Origin of the sequence: Agrobacterium sp. El2ro-1b, from assembly GCF_048298475.1 — a bacterium.
In the GTDB taxonomy this organism is placed as follows: domain Bacteria; phylum Pseudomonadota; class Alphaproteobacteria; order Rhizobiales; family Rhizobiaceae; genus Agrobacterium; species Agrobacterium fabrum.
In genome coordinates, this window is sequence record NZ_CP103459.1 from 12,891 (window position 1) to 29,794 (window position 16,904).

Sequence of the window (16,904 nt, forward strand, 5' to 3'; positions counted from 1 at the left end):
GTTTCCAGTCGTGATGGATTTTCCGGTTAGACGCGTCACCAAGCATCTCGACCACACCAAACATCCCGTCCACAATTTTTGACGACAGATTGTCACCCTCGATCAGCACTGCCAGCCTTGGGCTTTCCTGGCCCTTTCCGGTGCCAGTATTTTGCCGGTCCCCCTCGTCCCTGACCGTCGTTCCGCTTCCACGAAACTGCCCGCATCCATCCACGCTATACAACGCTCTCTTTCCCTCGAGGCAGGTGGCGAGGATCAATTCGCAGCACATGCTGCTGCAGATCTGCAGATAGCCATCCGTTCCCGTCCCGCTAGTCTGGATTCATAAGGGCGCACTTACGAGTTGCACCCTCGTTGCAGGCAAAACCGCCGTCCTGTGCGAGGGATCCGCGCCGAAGTGAGCGACCGAGCCTTGGCTCCAGCCATCGGTCCTTCCGCCGCGCGTTTTATCGGGAGACGGCATGGCGATCTATCATTTCAGTGTGAAACCGATTGGCCGCAATGCCGGCAAAAGTGCGGTCGCCGCCATCGCCTATCGAACCGCCAGCAGGATCCTCAATGAACGTGAGTGCATTACGCACGACTTCACCGCAAAGAAGGGCGTCGTTCATGCGCAAATCATTCTGCCCGATGGTGTCGATGCCCCCTGGGCGCTTGATCGGTCTGTTTTGTGGAATGCCGCCGAAGCTGCTGAACGCCGCTGCGATGCCCGTGTCGCCCGCGAGTTCGAGATCGCCCTTCCGCATGAACTGTCTGACGCCGGAAGGCTGGCGCTGACACGGGCCTTTGCCGCCGATCTTTCCAATCGTTTCGGCGCTGCCGTCGACTTCGCCATCCATGTGCCGCAGGGCAAGAGCGACAAGCGCAACATCCATGCCCATGTCGTTATGACCACCCGGGTGATCACGGCTGACGGCCTTGGAGAAAAGACCTTGATCGAGCGCGAGAACAGATGGCTCATCGACCGGGGCCTGCCAACCACGCAAATGCAGGTCAAACAGATCCGCGAGGCTTTCGCCGGTCTCGTCAACCGCCATCTCCTGCGTGCCGGTCTCGACCGCCGTGTCGATCATCGCTCGCATCTGTCGCGCGGTCTTGCCATTGAACCGACGGCCCATATGGGCGTGCACGCCTCGCAGATGAAGGGACGCGGTGTCGGTGTCTCCCGCTGCCGTATCGATGACGACGCGGCACAGCGAAACGCAGAACTGATCCGCCGCCGTCCCGAACAGGTGCTTGCCCTCATCACATCAGGTCAGAGCGTCTTTACCCGTCACGATATCGCCAGAACGCTTGGCCGCTATATCACCGATGCGGCTGCCTTCCACACTACCCTTGCCGCCGTCATGGCATCACCGCAGCTCGTTCTTCTGCAGCGGGAGCAGCAACACGAACCGGCCCGCTATTCCACCCGGGAGATGATCGAACTCGAACAGCTGATGGCGACGAGTGCGATCAGGATGGCCGAACGATCGGCCCATGCCGTGAGAGCGGTGACGGTCACAAACTCCATGGCGAGGCAGGACAGGGAGTTGTCAGGACAAGGCCTCAGTGACGAGCAAAAGAGCGCCGTGTTGCATGTCACCGGACCTGAACAGATATCAGCCGTCATTGGCTTTGCCGGTGCGGGCAAGTCGACCATGCTGACGGCCGCACGGCGGGCATGGGAGGCGGACGGTTATCGTGTTCATGGTGCTGCCCTTGCCGGCAAGGCGGCAGAGGGATTGTCGGCATCCTCAGGCATTGCCGCGCGCACGCTGGCGTCGTGGGAGCTTGGCTGGCAAAATGGCAGATCGATGCTTGGTCGGCAGGACATTCTTGTCATCGACGAGGCCGGCATGATCGGCAGCCGGCAACTTTGCCGTTTCGTCAAAGAGGTCGAGGCACGCGGCGCCAAGCTGGTGCTGGTCGGTGATCACGAGCAGCTGCAGGCGATCGGTGCGGGATCTCCCTTCAGGGCCATTGCCGAGCGGACGGGCGCCATCGAACTGACAGAAATTCGTCGCCAGAAACACGACTGGCAACGACAGGCATCGATCGCCCTTGCCACCCGCCGCACCTCTCAAGCACTGGCACAATATGATCAGCAGAATGCCATCCGTTTTGCCGATGATCGACAACGGGCATGTGCTGATCTCGTGCGCGATTATCTCACTGACCTGCGCGACAATCCGGACCAGTCCCGCATCGCCCTTGCCCATCGCCGTATCGACGTCCGCGCCATCAATGACGCCATCCGGGAAGGTCTGCAGGCCGAGGGTATTCTTGCAAAAAGCAGCAGCCAGTCCGTCACACGGGACGAAGCATCTGGCGCCAGGAAAACTGGCGAGCAAACAGATGGCGAGATCGTCTATCAGACCGTCAATGGCGCCCGAGCCTTTGCCACCGGTGACCGCATCGTCCTGCTGCAGAACGATCGCGATCTCGGGGTCAAAAACGGCATGCTGGGGACGGTGGATGCCGTCGAGCCGGACGCAATACATTTGCGGCTCGACAGCAGTTCAGGCGGACAAAAATCCGGCCGCGCGCTCACTATCCGTCCAAAAGATTACCAATCCTTTGATCACGGTTACGCCACCACCATTCACAAGGCGCAAGGGGCAACCGTCGACCGGACGTTCGTCATGGCCTCCGCCACCATGGACCGGCACCTCACCTATGTTGCCATGACCCGTCATCGTCTTCAGGCAAGGCTTTATGCCGGGCGTGACGAGCTCAGGGACATGAAAGCGCTCACCGCCACCCTTGGCCGCTCCGGGCTCAAGGAAACCACGCTCGACTATACCGACACCTTTGCCGAACGACGCGGATTGAAGGAGCTCGAAGGCGAAGATATCCGGCAGCGGCGGGCGATGGCACAGCCCGCCCCGCGACAGGCGGTGGAGGGCCAGCGACAACGCATGGAGGCTGACGGGATGGTATCGGGCTCACTGCGCCATCAACACGAGGCGCCCTTCGTCCCCCCACCGCTCATCCCCGCCATCGTCAGCTACGACAAATCCGTCGACGAGATTGCCCGCGACAAAGCCCGGCCGGAACTGGAGCGCAGCATTGAAGAGCTGCGCAGCGTTGCGATCCGTGTCTATCGCGATGCACTCCCTGCCTGTAACGCCATAACGCACCATGTTGTCGATCCCGGTACGGATCCCGCCATTCTGGCAAGAGCCATAAGAGAGTGCCCCGACCAGTTCGGGGCGCTGCGCGGCAAGTCGGGCATCCTCGGTGACAGCAGGGAGAGAAAAGAGGCGCTGCACTACGCCCGCTCAGTCGCATCGCTGGTCGAGACCACCGCCAGAACATGGGAACGGCAACTCGAGGCCACACGCCGGTCCGAGACATGGCAGCGGGAGAAATGCGATACCGTCGAGGTACCCGCTCTCACGGCGCGAAGCGAGGAAATTCTCACTCGTCTCGACGCCCTGCCATATAGCGAAAAACCGGGTTACGTAAAGCAGATGATGAACTCTGCTGAAGGCCGCAAGGCGCTGGAGGAAGCGCAAGATATCGACAACGCCCTGCAAACACGGTTCGGTACGGCAAACCTGCGCAACGAGGATCTTATAAAACTCCGGATCACAGCAGACGATGCCCAGTCCGTTGCCTGGATCAAACAAGTGGCCGGGTTGGTGGAGCGGGCGCATCGCGCTGCACTGGTCGAAAACCAGACCCTCACCCTTGGCCAGACGCAAAGGGTCGGACTGCGGATATGACAACCGTCACTCGCAAGCGCAAAAAACAGGGACCACAGACGATGGCACAGCCTGTCCTCGCCGTCCGCCAACGGGGGGGATCACAAACAGCGTGAGAATGCAGGTGCTGGCGATTATTCCGGAGAGTCGTGGAACCGTTCGCCCCTGCCGGCATTTAATGACCGGACGGACCTTTCCCCTCCGCCCATCCCTCCTCGCAGCCTTGTGAGGTCGGCACCACTCGAACCCTCCCCGCCGGAGGGTTTCTTTTTGCCGGAACATCAAGGCCGGCAAAGCCGGAGCCGTCGATGTCACGCCGGCAATCGCCTCGCGGTTTGTTTCAAGGCATCATGAACCGGCAGTACCCACTGCATTATTCTTCATTTGCCAAACCCAAGGAGGACCAAATGGAAGGTGCACCCGTACGTTTCAGAGCCATCGAGGACTGTTACGCCTCAGGCATTTCCATCCCCGCCGGAGCCTATATCGGCAAGGAAAAAATCCACGCAGCACACGACCATCCCACTGGTCGGGCATTTCTTTACAGCCTCGAAATGGCAGAAAAAGGAAAAAGCCTCGACGTCACGCCGCTGGTCGAACTCGGTAAAATTACTGTCGTCCGGCAAAGCGCGCTCTAGCAACGCGACCTGGACATTGAGTATCGTGAGAAACCCTCCCAGGCGGAGGGTTTCTTCTCCAGATGAAACCGAGTTGACGGACTACCGGTTTCGTCACGCTCCGCCAAAACATCCCTACAAAAATCCGGGGGGAATGATTGGCTAAAAGTTCCGACGAATTTTCCACATCCTCTAGAAACTCTTCGCTCTCTGATTTTACGTCTGCTAACTCGGACCTGCAGCAATTTTCAGAGCGGAAATAACTGCACCATACCCGAGAAAGCTAAGAGATAAGAAGCACATGAACCTTACAAAATCAGGAGCTTTATGTCCGCAATATCGAAATACTGCGAGCAAGACGAAGCCCAGCAGGATAACAGTTCCGGTGTAAGACATCAGAACGATTGCCACACGGTTATCCTCCAACAGCCAGGCAATCACACCAACCGCGATGAGCTTTCCATACGGCGCCACCGCAGGCAGGATGTCACCAGCGTAACCCGACGCACGCCGTTCATCGAATCGAGAATCGAGAACACCGATCGATGACTGAAAGCTATTGTATGCGAGGGTCAGCAAAACGAAACTGATCCCCACATGTGAGAGAAACAGACCGTACCAATGTCCCTGTTGCGAAAATGCATAATCAGCGGCCGAGGCAGCGAAAAGCAAAAGCACAAACGTTCCGCAACCCGATGCGAACCTCTGCCAAATATCGAGCATTACACGCCGCTTGCGATACAACCATGAAAAGAAACTCATTTTCGCCCCCCAGCCAAATACGCTGGCCGGTATGCCATTGAAATCTTGCATTATCCTTGGAAATAAATCGATTTTTTTATGTAAAAGCGAGCGATTGACGCCAGATTTTCGAGATAGCAAATTACCGGCAAGCAGTGTTAAATTGAGTGATGTAATTTTTGGCTCTTGATGGGATCCGATCGATGACCAGGTTATTTCTCTTTAGTCTCGTTAAGAAATGCGTAACAAAGGCAGCAACTTAGCCTCGATGATTTGTCCCAGAGGGCATCTTGGTAGGTCGACCTTCCCGAATGCGAGCAATCGCGACGCGTCTGTGCACTATCCAAGACTTGGCTATGTCCGCTCCAAGGAGTTTGAGCTGGACGCTTCTGCTTCATTCCTTTCTAGGCTCGAGCCCAAATATCATCCCGACGTCCGCAATCAGTTTCTTTTTTATTGCTTCATACGCCTGCTCATTCTTTGCCAATTCCAAGGGCAATGCATCAATGCGTGCGAAGATGTTTTCAGCAAGTTGGTTCTTAAATGCAGCGTTGTTGGCAGTAATCGAGGCGTCCAGCTTCTTGCTGAGTTCTTCAGTGGCCTTAGTATTCGCCACGATCGTCGAAATAAGCCGGTTGAAGTCACTGGCTTGTTGCGCCGCGTGAGCGTCGGCGCGCGTGCCAATTTCAAAAAGAAGTTCTTGTTGAGTTGCGGCACGACAATCTCTCGCGAAAGAGCCAGGCCTCGCTGCGCATACTTGGAGAGACAGTTCTGCAGACATTGCTATCCTAGGCACAAAGGCTGCGAAGGAGAAAACACAGGTTAAAAACACAAGTCTTTTTCGCATGTTGTTACCGCATCAAAGTTAGAGCGAATTCGTCCCGTTCGTTTACGGGGATTTTGTCGAGCAAGTGATAGTTTAAGTATCGATCGACTAACTGATCACGCATCTTTAGCAAACCGTAGAACTTCGAAGGAAAAACAAACCGGCCATTGGAAAATTGGTCCGGAGCAGGAAAGGGAATTTCAATTGTCTCTGCCCTGCAATTGACAACGAGCACCGGGGGCTTGTTTTCAGGCAGGGTAAACTTCAGGCCGGGAAAAAGGCCATCCATTAAGAAAAAGCGATCTTCAGGGCTTTGTTCAGCAAACCGCCATGCCGCACGATACGACGACTCATTGGCTGCACGCATGTCCCCGTCTTTGCGCCATTTTTGCCGATAAGTGCGGTCCAGAATAAGTGTTGCAACATTCTCGGCAAGATAGGGATTGCGTTTCATTAATTTGATCGCCGACTCGCCGACAATAAACAACGCCGAGTTCTTCTCATCCGTTGTAGCACGTTCACAGGCATCCAATGCATCTCTGGCCCCAAGTGCCGGCAACGGACCATGTGTTTGATTGTAAGAAGCGACGACGAGATCAATTGTCATGATCGCCTTGTCTATCAACCATTTCCCGCCACGCTCTGTCGGGGTTGAGCCTATAAGCGCCTCAAGTGATGCATAAAACTGCTTGGTATCACCGTTGTAGATGTCGGCCAGTTGCGAGACGATCAATATCCATTCTGAAACGTCGAGCGCGACGTCAGCCAGCAAGGGCCGTTGCAAAAGGCGTTTTGCGATGACTTCCCTATTTTCTGTCTTGCCACACACGACATCTCGAAGTCGGCGAAAGCGCTCTTCAGAATTACTGCAATTAAAGCCTGCAATTCTTGCCATCTCCCATTGGGCCTCAAAATCGCGAATTGTCGGTGCGGGCGTTGACAACGCCGCAAACATGTTGGTTGAGGGAACGCCAGCTCTTTCCGCAGCCTGTTCAGCAAAAAGCCGCGCTGGAGTAAATATATCATCCTCGTATCGTTGCAGGCGCCCCCTGACGTCGTCGCGTTCCGAAGACGTCACAACACCAGAATCGGGGATTCGTGTCTGATCCTGAGCCAAGCGTGCGTCTAAGAAGCTTCCGAACCATTGCAGGGCGTTGAAGCTCGACATATTGTTGACCATCGTCAATTGGCAGCTCTCGAAAGTGTCTGACCAGGATCTACCGAAATTGCGTGCCATATCGAAAGACTTGAATTTCCGATTGTCCTGGTTGAGATAACTGTATTGTCCAGATGGTGTCGTTCGAGTTGCCGCGACAAAAATTGCATTGCAGCTTTGCCAGGGCGCCCAAATTATTGAGCGCACATTGCTTGAAAGAGTATCGACATCAAACTGTAAGGCGATCAAGCGGCGGTCCATCGCCGCAAAACCCTCGCGCATTTCCTGGTTCAGCGAGACAACCGCCTCGAGAATCTTCTTCTGGTTCTCGAGAATCTGATCCAGTTTTCTGTTGATTTGCTCGAATTGTTTAGCGAGATAGGCCATCATAACGCGATGACGTTCCGCGTCGGGGTCTTTTCGTCCACCGAAAACACCAGAGATGGATGCGACGGCGCCAAGCGGGTTGCCGGATGTCCAGGAGGCAAACGCCTCGGTCGCTGCACTCCCGAAACTGATCGCCTGACTGAACTCCTCGGGCAGCGGTACTCCGAGGTTCGTAGCTATCTTGGATATGTCCGCCATACCGCGAAGAGCAGTGTTGGCCGTTTTTAGAGTGTCTTGGATATCGGCCTCTGTTTGAAAGCGTTCTATCAACGCATCTTTCAACTTGGCACCTTCGCATTCAGCAACATCAGTTTTGCATTCGAAACGCTCGCTCAGGAAGCCACCTTTGAGCGCGTTCACCTTTTCAGCAGGAGACATCTGGTCAAGCACAAAGTCTGCGATAAATGCCTGATCTCGTCCAAGCCTGCTTACCTTTTCGTCTACGAGCGCGACACTTTCTTCAAGACGGGAGAACTTGTCCGACAAGTTACCGAGTGCTGTGCTGTGTGCGTCGAGCTGTGTTTGTGTTGAAACGCGGAAATCATTGAGTTGGATCGTAAAGTCAGTGAGGCGTTTCTCCACGCTGTCTAGACGTTCTCCCTTTGCTGCAAGGTCGTCCAATATCAAATCATCCGTTGCCGCAAGGTTATCGAAGATTAGGTCTACAGCAAAGTTTCGAAGGTTTTGGTCCCCCACCGATCGGTCGCGGAGATCCTCAAGAACTCCCGTTGATTGCCTATATCTTTCTTTGGCTACGGAGATGTTCCCTCGCACTTCGGCATAAGACTGCATCCCGACCGCCGCGAGAATTTCGTCCTTCCGTCCTGCAAGATATAAGCGCCCTTGATTCTCCGCAGCTTTTTCGGTTGTGTCAGCGAGGATGTCGAAAGAAAGTGCTACACCGGCACTAACAACAATTGCCGCAGCCGGGAGGACAACCGGCGCTGCGGCTGCAGTGGCCACTGCGGCACCGTAAATCGCCAAGCCACCGAATGCCGCCTCCACTCCGACTTTTCCTAGTTTGGCGGCACTACTTGCTGCATAGAAGCTGTTTTGTTGTCTGGAGTATTCCGTTAGCGTCTCTTCGAGTAACGCGCTTTGTTTATCTGGCGGAAGCTTGGATCTCGGTATTTTCGATCCATCGGAACTTATGTAGACTTTCGCGACATCGCCGCCTGCCTTTGCAAACAATTCTGCAACCGCTTTTGCGTCGATGTTTGCTGCCTGCGACGCTCCAGCAATCAAAGCTAGTGATGTGGAGCAGATGAGCATTCTCTTCATGTCGTCCCTCTACCAACACGAGCCACTCGATACGAAGGTTAGCAAGAAAAAGCTTGAGTACCAGTTGTTGCGATCAAGCTAATGTCTCTTCCCCCATTAAATTCATGGCGCAAGCGTATGACGGACTGTCACAAAGCAGTCTTGATAGGGCATAGTGGTAACGAAGAGCTCCCCATCAGTCCAGTTCAAGTTTCTCGCTAGCTTTGGATCAATGGAATACTGGATCTGGCCACCACCGTCAGGAGCGGTTGCATAAGCATAGCCCTCCAGAAGGCCCGAGGGTTTGCCACCGCGGTAAACGCATTGAAACTCCACCCAAGCAAAAAATTCACCTCCATATCGCGGCGGTGACTGAGGCTTGCCGACACTGAAAGAGCTAGGATTGCCTCCCACATAGTAGTAACTCGCCAATCTTGATACTTGCGATTGGCCATGCGTCCCAGTCCGGATATCTCTACCAGCGGTTACAGACCCTGAAACGTAAAGCTCATTTACCTTGAGCTCATTCAAAGAAAGTGATTGCGTGAATTGAGAGCGGAGTGCGGCAAGTTCAGTAACCAAAGCCCCAGTCCGCTCAAGAAACAGTTCTCTCGTTGCTGCGAGCTCACCCTCAAGACATTCCGCGTAAGTTTGGGCGTCTGCTAGTGATCCAATATCCCGACGGCACTCTGTGGAACGGGCGGGACCCGCAAGGAGGGAAAAGGTCGTTGCTATGGTCAGGACTATAGCGGCCCGAGTAGAAGGTGATTGCGAATTCATTCGAGCTATCCTTGGAACTGGAACTGACAGGAGAATGCTGTTGAATGAGACTGCAGGGGAATAACAGAGGCAAAACAGATGCCGCTGGAACATAATCGGCTGGATGCTAACACAGTCCAACAATGTCCGCATTATGTTGCGCGGTGGAGGCTATACCCAAATAGTACTAACCATTGGCAGAATAATTTGTGTCACGGATTACTTTGCTTGAAGGAGGTCGACGTAGCTAAGCTGCAGTGAAATTGTTCACGCCTGCGTCCCGATCGCACCAATGGAAAAGAGTCCTCCATTCGCTTGTCAAATGCGAAATTAAATGCGTCTGGCTCGTACTGCTTGTTGTTCCCAGGTGCCTTTCGTCGTCGCTAATAATGGCTGTAGGGTCCAACCGAGCCGTCCAACCATCGTTGCGTTGTATAATGCGTAATGTAGTTTACGCCACCAACATTCTCATAAGACAGGCAATCGCCTTGAAAGGGATACGGATCTAAGACCCGTATCGCCGGAATCATTAAAATGATGTATTCATATGATTTTGTTGGATAAAAATTGAACCGCACCGGGTTTGCCGGAGGCCATTTGGTTTGAGTTATGCGGCCATGGCCGGTTCGTCCAGCATGGCGTAGTAGCGTTCTTCAGCCTCGGCTGGCGGTATGTTTCCGATGGGCTCCAGAAGTCGTCGGTGGTTGAACCAGTCGACCCATTCCAGAGTGGCGAACTCTACGGCTTCGAAGTTTCGCTACGGCCCACGTCGATGGATGACCTCGGCCTTGTAGAGACCGTTGATCGTTTCGGCGAGGGCATTGTCATAACTGTCGCCGACACTTCCGACAGACGGCTCGATGCCAGCTTCTGCCAACCGCTCGGAGTAGCGGATGGACCCGTATTGAACGCCCCTGTCCGAATGGTGCACGAGCCCGCCGCCATGAGCGGGACGCCGATCATGAAGTGCCTGTTCAAGGGCATCGAGGACAAAGCTAGCATGGGCAGTCCGGCTCGCCCGCCAGCCAACGATGCGCCGGGCAAAGACGTCGATCACAAAGGCCACGTAGACGAAGCCCTGCCAGGTCGCGACATAGGTGAAGTCCGAGACCCACAGCCTGTTTGGTGCTGGGGCTTTGAACTGGCGGTTTACCCGGTCAAGTGGGCTCGGGGCTGCCTTGTCCGAGAATGTCGTGCGGACCGGCTTTCCTCGAATGATCCCCTGCAGGCTCATCGACCTCATAAGCCGAGCGACCGTGCAGCGGGCGATGGCGTAGCCTTCTCGCTGCAACTGCCGCCAGACTTTACGCACGCCGTAGACCTGGAAGTTCTCGTTGAACACCCGGCGTATCTCGATCTTCAGCCCGATATCGCTGCGGGCGCGAACCGACAGGCGTTCCCTATCCAAGCGCTTGGCAACGTTCTCGTAGTAGGTTGATGGGGCAATCGGCAAAAGCCTGCAGATCGGCTCGACCCCGAACACGCCACGGTGTTCGTCAATGAACGAGATCATCGTTTGAAGGGGCGGTCGAGCTCGGCCATCGCGAAATAAGCAGACGCCTTGCGCAAAATCTCGTTGGCCTGACGAAGCTCGCGGTTCTCCCGCTCAAGAGCCTTCATCTTCTCGGCCGCGTCGCTCGGCAAGCCTGCTCGTTTGCCGCTGTCGACCTCGGTCTTCTTCACCCATTCATGCAGCGTGGCCGGCGAGCAACCGATCTTGCCCGCAATAGATGAAACGGCCGCCCACCGCGACGGGTGCTCTGCCTCGTGATCCAGCACCATACGGATGGCGCGTTGGCGGACTTCGGGTGAAAACTTGTTCGTTGTCTTGCTCATATCGGCTCCACTCTCTCAGACGTTGATGGAGTGGATGCCCCTCCCGCCTCTGTCGCGATGTGGCAGATTGGCAATGCTGGCAATGTCACAGTTAGGAGAATTGATATGAACAACGTCACCATCATCGGTATCGATTTGGCGAAGCGCGTCTTCCATGCCCATGGCGCCCGCGCCGACGGCAGTGTCGCATTCCGGAAGAGATTGACGCGGGCTCAGTTTCTTCCGTTTCTCTCCGCCCAACCGAGCTGCATCGTTGCAATGGAAGCTTGTGCGAGTGCCCATGATTGGGGTCGTGCCATCGGCGGTCTCGGCCATGACGTGCGGCTGATCCCTCCGACCTACGTCAAGCCGTATGTAAAGCGTCAAAAGAACGACACGGCCGATGCGGAGGCTATTGCTGAGGCCGCATCTCGGCCGACCATGCGCTTCGTCACCGTCAAAACCGAGGAGCAACAAGCGAGATCGGCGGTCTTCCGCACGCGCGATCTTCTTGTCCGGCAGCGCACACAACTGATCAATGCCTTGCGTGGGCATCTTGCTGAGCACGGTGTTGTTGCGCCACAGGGCCCAGCACACTTGAAGACGTTGGCCGCAGCAATAGCTGACGCCAGTCAGTCGCTACCTATGTTGGTGCGTGACATCGGCAATCTCTATCTTGAGCAAATCGAGCAATTGAGCCGAAAGATCACAGATCTCGAGAAGGTGCTTCGTAGCGAAGCCCAACGCGGGGTGGAAACACGTCGCCTTCAGACCATGCCAGGTGTCGGACCGATAACCGCTATGGCAGTAGAGGCCTTCGCTCCACCAATGAAGACCTTCAAACGTGGCCGTGACTTTGCGGCTTGGTTGGGATTGGTCCCTGTCCAGCACTCGACCGGAGGGAAGCAACGACTTGGTCGAACGTCAAAGATGGGGCAACGAGACATCCGCAGGCTGCTGATCATTGGCGCTATGGCTGTTATCCAATGGGCCTCGCGCCGAGGAGCACAAACTGGATCTTGGTTGCACAGAATGATAGAACGGAAGCCCATTATGCTCGTCGCGATGGCGCTGGCGAACAAGATGGCACGCTCGATCTGGGCCATGTTGACGAAGAATGAAGATTACCGGAATCCAGTCGTGGCTGTCTGATTAATCGATCACGCAGCTACAGGACTGGATAAGCGGGCATGTGAGGAGGTCGTGAACATCAAGGGCAAATGATCGGTTCGATCGGGATCAGGAAATGCACCGAGGCTCCAAGAGTGGAAAGCTCGTTAAGTTGATTTGCGCCTGATCCGCGTATCTCCATGACGGCCAGCGGCTGCATCTTATGTCGCGCGAAAGGCCTGACACATGACCGCACCCGATCACGTGCCGGAAATGTTCGAAAACCGCTTGCATGAACCGGGGCATCCACACATGGAGCCTCCGGCAAACCCGGTGCGGTTCATCTGCTTCATCTCGGCGGGTTGAAACTCCGGCCACCCACGGCGTTTGCCCGCAGCTAGCTCTTGAAGGGATTAGAACCAACGACCCTGTTATTACAAACTTCCCCAGCACGAGATCTGCAGGCTAACCGAAAATTAGCTTAACTCTACGACTGATTTGGGGCCGGGAGGGGACTGTCTGATATTGGGGTGTCAAAACACTAAAGCCGACATCAGTAGATCTGGTGCCGTTGGCCAAGTTTGGCCCAAAGCAGACATTAGAGATCTCATGACCAGTATTCATGCTCTCGCGGACACGCGGCTGTAAGTAGACGACCGCCTCAATGTGAAATATAGTGCCAGCACTTTCCATCCGGCGGGCAAGAGGTGGCGAGAAACCTCTTGTTGGAAAGCACAGTGTCGTCGCTCAGTAGAAACAACGTCAAGGTATCCGGCTCAGGCAGTCGCACCATTCTTTTCGCACACGGCTTTGGCTGCGACCAAGCGATGTGGCGGTTCGTGGCCCCCCATTTCGAAGAGGCGTTCAAGGTCGTCTCGATGGATCATGTCGGTGCGGCCGGCTCCGATCTTGACGCATATGACAGCAAAAAATACGCATCCCTCGATGGCTATGCGTCAGATATCGTGGAAATCGCTCTCGAGCTTGACATCCAAAACGGGATATTCGTGGGACATTCAGTGAGCGCCATGATCGGCGTCCTGGCGTTTCTAAAAGCGCCGGAAATCTTCAACACGCTGATCATGGTCGGTCCGTCGCCGCGTTACATAGACGACGGTGACTATGTCGGCGGATTCGGTGCTTCCGACATTGAGGAGTTGCTCGCATCCTTCGCCGACAATCCGCTTGCGTGGTCGGCCGCCATGGCACCAGCCATCATGGGAAACCAGGAGCGGCCTGAACTCGGCCAGGAGCTTACTCAGAGTTTTTGCCGCACCGATCCGCGGATTGCACATGAGTTCGCCCGTGCGACCTTCACCTCCGACAACCGGGCCGACCTGCCGAAAGTCACGGCGCGGACGCTGATCCTCCAATGCCGCGACGACATCATCGCGGGGGAGAATGTCGGCGAATATGTCAGGGATCACATCGAGGGCAGCACGCTCATTCTTCTTGCTGCCACAGGCCATTGCCCCAACCTCAGCGCTCCAGCCGAAGTTACCAAGGCGATCAAAGATTTTGTCTGAAGACCGAATAACGGGACAGGAATTGGACGCAGATTACAAGCAACTATTCGACGACGCGCCTTGCGGCTATTTGCTGGTGAGCGCCGCAGAAGGCATCATCCTGCGGGCGAACACTTGGCTCACCGACCTGCTGGGCTATCCTGCAGGAGGCATTGACGGCAAACGCCTGCGAGACATCTTCGGCATGGCCGGACGGATACTTTACGAGACCAACCTGGCGCCGCTCCTTCGGCTTCAGCGGACGATCAGCGAAGTCACCCTCGACCTCAAGCGAAGCGATGGAACAGCAATTCCGGTCATCATGGGTGCCTCCATGGTTGCCGATCCGTCTGGGCGTCCACACATGATGCGCATCGCCTTCCTTCAGGCGGGAGAACGCCGCCTCTATGAACGTGAACTTCTAAGCGCCCGAGACGATGCCGAGCAGGGCTTGAGGCAACAACAGGCCCACGGTGAACTCAGGGAGCAATTCATCGCTGTCCTCGGCCATGACCTTCGAAATCCGCTGGGGTCTATGTCAGCGGCCACGCGCATGTTGGCGAAAGAAACTCTCAGCGACCGTGGACGGCAGGTCATTGGGTTGATGCAGGGCAGTGTGCTCAGGATGTCCGGGCTCATCGATAACGTCCTGGATTTTGCTCGCGCTCGCCTTGGCAGTGGCATCGGCCTCGATCTGCAGACCCATGAATCGCTTGAGCCGCTGATCGAGCAGGTCGTGCAAGAACTGAGAGCGTCGAGCCCGGACCATCAGGTGCAGACGTCCTATGCGATCACGCATCCAGTGCGATGCGATGTTTCCAAAATCGGACAGATCGCCTCCAATTTGCTTGGAAATGCACTTTCGCATGGCGACCGTGTCCAGCCCATACGCGTGCATGCCGAGACAACGACAAGCGGAGAGTTCCGACTTTGGGTGGCGAACGGCGGATCACCCATCGCGCAAGACGCCCTGACCAAATTATTCGACCCGTTCGTTCGCGGGCAGTCTGGAGGGTACAGAGAGGGTCTAGGTCTTGGCCTTTACATTGCGCATGAGATCGCCAAAGCGCATGGCGGCACCTTGACCGTGACTTCCACAGAGAACGAAACGCGTTTCGTCTTTGAAATGCCGCGCTGAAGCAGCTTTATCCTTTCGATCCAAAGCGAATGCCGAGGTCCGCTATTGCCGCAAAGCGGAAGACCGCAATTGGCCGAGGCTGTGTGAAAACTCCAGCGCGACCGTCTGAATGTGCTTTTGAACCTGATATGGCTTGATCGGCTGAATTTTGCGCTCGTTGCGACTGGGGAGGCGTCTGAAACGGTCCTGAAGGGTATTGCGTGCGGCTTCTGGACCTAAAGCCTGTGTAGCTACTTCCTCAAGTAGCCGCTATTGCCTTTACCAGCGCTCCTGCACCAATCATGTTGCTCATCCTTTTGATATTGTAGGCCAGCACGTGTAGCGCCATCTCCGTCCGGACGTTTTTGAGCCTGCGCATCTGGAAATGGGTCGAGCCCATCCATGCCTTAATGGTGCCGAACGGATGCTCGACCGTGCATCGTCGGGTGCGCATGAGGTTCGGATTGTCTTCCATTCGGGAATACATAGCCTCGATCAGATGCTCGTGTTCCCAACGCGTGATGCGACGCTCTTTACCGGTCGTGCATTTGGCACTGAGAGGGCATGACGGACAATCGTTGCGCCAGTAGCGGCGCAACATCAGGCCCTTTTCCTCGGCTGTGTACCGGTATGCCAACGTCTTCCTGGCAGGGCAGATATATGTATCGGCGCTGGCGTCGTAGACGAAGTCAGCCTTCACGAACATTCCCTTCTTCCGGTTGTTGGAGGTCTCCGGTCTTGGCACGGTCGCAGTAATTCCTGCCTCGTGACAACTCAGCAGTTCAGCTCCGTTGAAGTAGCCGCGATCAGCTATTGCATCTAGCCTGTCAGCTTCCAGAGCCGCCTTGGCGGCGCTGGCCATTGGAGCCAATTGAGATCGATCATTCCCAACGTTGGTGACCTCGTGCGTGACAATCAGGTGAGTATCGACGTCAACCGCCGTCTGCACGTTGTAGCCCACCAGGCCTGTGCCCTTGCCATATGTCGCCATTGATCGCGCGTCTGGATCGGTCAGGGAAATCTGACCGTCGGGTACATCCTTCAGCGCTTCTGCAATTCCTTCCAGTCGTTGGACTTCCTGCCGAATATGAGCAAGCTTCTCCTTCAGCCGTGTGACCTTGCGCAACTTTGCCTCTGATCCCTCCAGAGCATCGGCTCGGCCCATCTCTTCGAGATATCGCGATGCGCTTGCTTCGAGATGATTGATCCGCAGTTCGACCTTACCGGGCGTGAAGTTGCGATCTCTGTTGTTGACGGCTTTGAACTTGCTCCCATCGATGGCGACACTGCCGCCACTCAACACGCCGATCTGGCGGCACAGCTGGACAAATCTGGCGCAGGCATTGCGGATTCCCAACCCATTTTCTTTGCGAAAATCGGCTATGGTTTTGTGGTCGGGAACCAGCCGCCCGGTCAACCACATCGCCTCGACATTCCGTCCGGCCTCACGTTCCAGCCGTCGGCTTGAGGGAATGCGGTTTAAGTAGCCGTAAATGAAAAGCTTCAGCAAGACCGAGGGGTGGTACGAGGGGCGTCCGGTTTGTGCGGGCGACATCCGGCCGAAGCCAGCTTCCGCAAGGTCCATGGCATCGACGAATGCATCGATCACTCGAACTGGATGATCCTCATCGATCCAATCCTCAAGACGATCTGGAAATAGCGTAACCTGATCACGACTGATGCCTTCGATATAGCCGGACATTGCAACCTCCGATCGACGACGGTGATTCTACATCAGGATCGAGTTTTTACACAGCCTCGGCCCATTGTGGACCTCCACAGCCCATGCGAATTTGCCTCATGACAGTTGAACAGAACTCAGCGCCAGATAGCGCGCAAATCCAACTCACGCCTGAAGAGTCAATCGTGCTATTCGAGCTGTTATCGCGGTGGTGCGAAGACAACAATGCGTCAACACCGGA

9 protein-coding genes, 1 pseudogene and 1 other annotated feature are annotated in these 16,904 nt (G+C 55.6%); of the genes and pseudogenes, 5 read left to right on the forward strand and 5 right to left on the reverse strand.

The annotated features are described in order from the left end of the window. Positions 1 to 461: 461 nt before the first annotated feature. On the forward strand, positions 462 to 3,710 hold the full coding sequence (gene traA, locus NYR50_RS14470; RefSeq protein WP_418137348.1) for a Ti-type conjugative transfer relaxase TraA: 3,249 nt from the start codon (positions 462 to 464) through the stop codon (positions 3,708 to 3,710). A gap of 287 nt (positions 3,711 to 3,997) precedes the next feature. Then, the gene (locus NYR50_RS14475; RefSeq protein WP_418137349.1) at positions 3,998 to 4,327 is read left to right on the forward strand and encodes a hypothetical protein; all 330 of its coding nucleotides are present in this window, start codon (positions 3,998 to 4,000) and stop codon (positions 4,325 to 4,327) included. Positions 4,328 to 4,531: 204 nt separating this feature from the next. On the opposite strand, the gene NYR50_RS14480 is transcribed toward NYR50_RS14475, so the two are convergent. From NYR50_RS14480 to NYR50_RS14495, 4 genes and pseudogenes are all read right to left on the reverse strand, one after another. Then, positions 4,532 to 5,068 (reverse strand): hypothetical protein, encoded by a 537-nt coding sequence (locus tag NYR50_RS14480; protein ID WP_418137350.1) that lies wholly within the window; start codon positions 5,066 to 5,068, stop codon positions 4,532 to 4,534. A 373-nt stretch (positions 5,069 to 5,441) separates the two neighbouring features. After that, positions 5,442 to 5,828, reverse strand: coding sequence for a hypothetical protein (locus NYR50_RS14485; RefSeq protein ID WP_418137351.1), 387 nt, complete (start codon positions 5,826 to 5,828; stop codon positions 5,442 to 5,444). Positions 5,829 to 5,898: 70 nt separating this feature from the next. Continuing rightward, complete coding sequence (locus NYR50_RS14490) at positions 5,899 to 8,697, reverse strand: hypothetical protein (protein ID WP_418137352.1); 2,799 nt, start codon at positions 8,695 to 8,697, stop codon at positions 5,899 to 5,901. 1,345 nt (positions 8,698 to 10,042) lie between these two features. Beyond that, positions 10,043 to 11,271: pseudogene (locus NYR50_RS14495) on the reverse strand (IS3 family transposase). Next, positions 10,874 to 10,990 (reverse strand) — a sequence feature (AL1L pseudoknot). Its footprint overlaps the pseudogene before it by 117 nt. A gap of 105 nt (positions 11,272 to 11,376) precedes the next feature. Between NYR50_RS14495 and NYR50_RS14500 the strand changes: the two are divergent. From NYR50_RS14500 to NYR50_RS14510, 3 genes are all read left to right on the forward strand, one after another. Next, complete coding sequence (locus tag NYR50_RS14500; protein ID WP_174012367.1) at positions 11,377 to 12,402, forward strand: IS110 family transposase; 1,026 nt, start codon at positions 11,377 to 11,379, stop codon at positions 12,400 to 12,402. A 695-nt stretch (positions 12,403 to 13,097) separates the two neighbouring features. Continuing rightward, complete coding sequence (locus NYR50_RS14505; protein ID WP_418137353.1) at positions 13,098 to 13,886, forward strand: alpha/beta fold hydrolase; 789 nt, start codon at positions 13,098 to 13,100, stop codon at positions 13,884 to 13,886. Positions 13,887 to 13,908: 22 nt separating this feature from the next. Beyond that, complete coding sequence (locus NYR50_RS14510) at positions 13,909 to 15,003, forward strand: ATP-binding protein (protein ID WP_418137354.1); 1,095 nt, start codon at positions 13,909 to 13,911, stop codon at positions 15,001 to 15,003. 238 nt (positions 15,004 to 15,241) lie between these two features. On the opposite strand, the gene NYR50_RS14515 is transcribed toward NYR50_RS14510, so the two are convergent. Further along, positions 15,242 to 16,684 carry an IS1182 family transposase gene (locus tag NYR50_RS14515; protein ID WP_418137355.1) on the reverse strand — a complete coding sequence of 481 codons (1,443 nt, stop codon included), beginning with the start codon at positions 16,682 to 16,684 and terminating at the stop codon, positions 15,242 to 15,244. Between the last annotated feature and the right edge of the window lie 220 nt (positions 16,685 to 16,904).

Coding starts and splice junctions, on each gene's coding strand:
- NYR50_RS14515 (WP_418137355.1), bottom strand. CDS start 16,684: ATGTCCGGCTATATCGAAGGCATCAGTCGTGATCAGGTTACGCTATTT.
- NYR50_RS14480 (WP_418137350.1), bottom strand. CDS start 5,068: ATGAGTTTCTTTTCATGGTTGTATCGCAAGCGGCGTGTAATGCTCGAT.
- NYR50_RS14485 (WP_418137351.1), bottom strand. CDS start 5,828: ATGTCTGCAGAACTGTCTCTCCAAGTATGCGCAGCGAGGCCTGGCTCT.
- NYR50_RS14475 (WP_418137349.1), top strand. CDS start 3,998: ATGTCACGCCGGCAATCGCCTCGCGGTTTGTTTCAAGGCATCATGAAC.
- NYR50_RS14500 (WP_174012367.1), top strand. CDS start 11,377: ATGAACAACGTCACCATCATCGGTATCGATTTGGCGAAGCGCGTCTTC.
- traA (WP_418137348.1), top strand. CDS start 462: ATGGCGATCTATCATTTCAGTGTGAAACCGATTGGCCGCAATGCCGGC.
- NYR50_RS14490 (WP_418137352.1), bottom strand. CDS start 8,697: ATGAAGAGAATGCTCATCTGCTCCACATCACTAGCTTTGATTGCTGGA.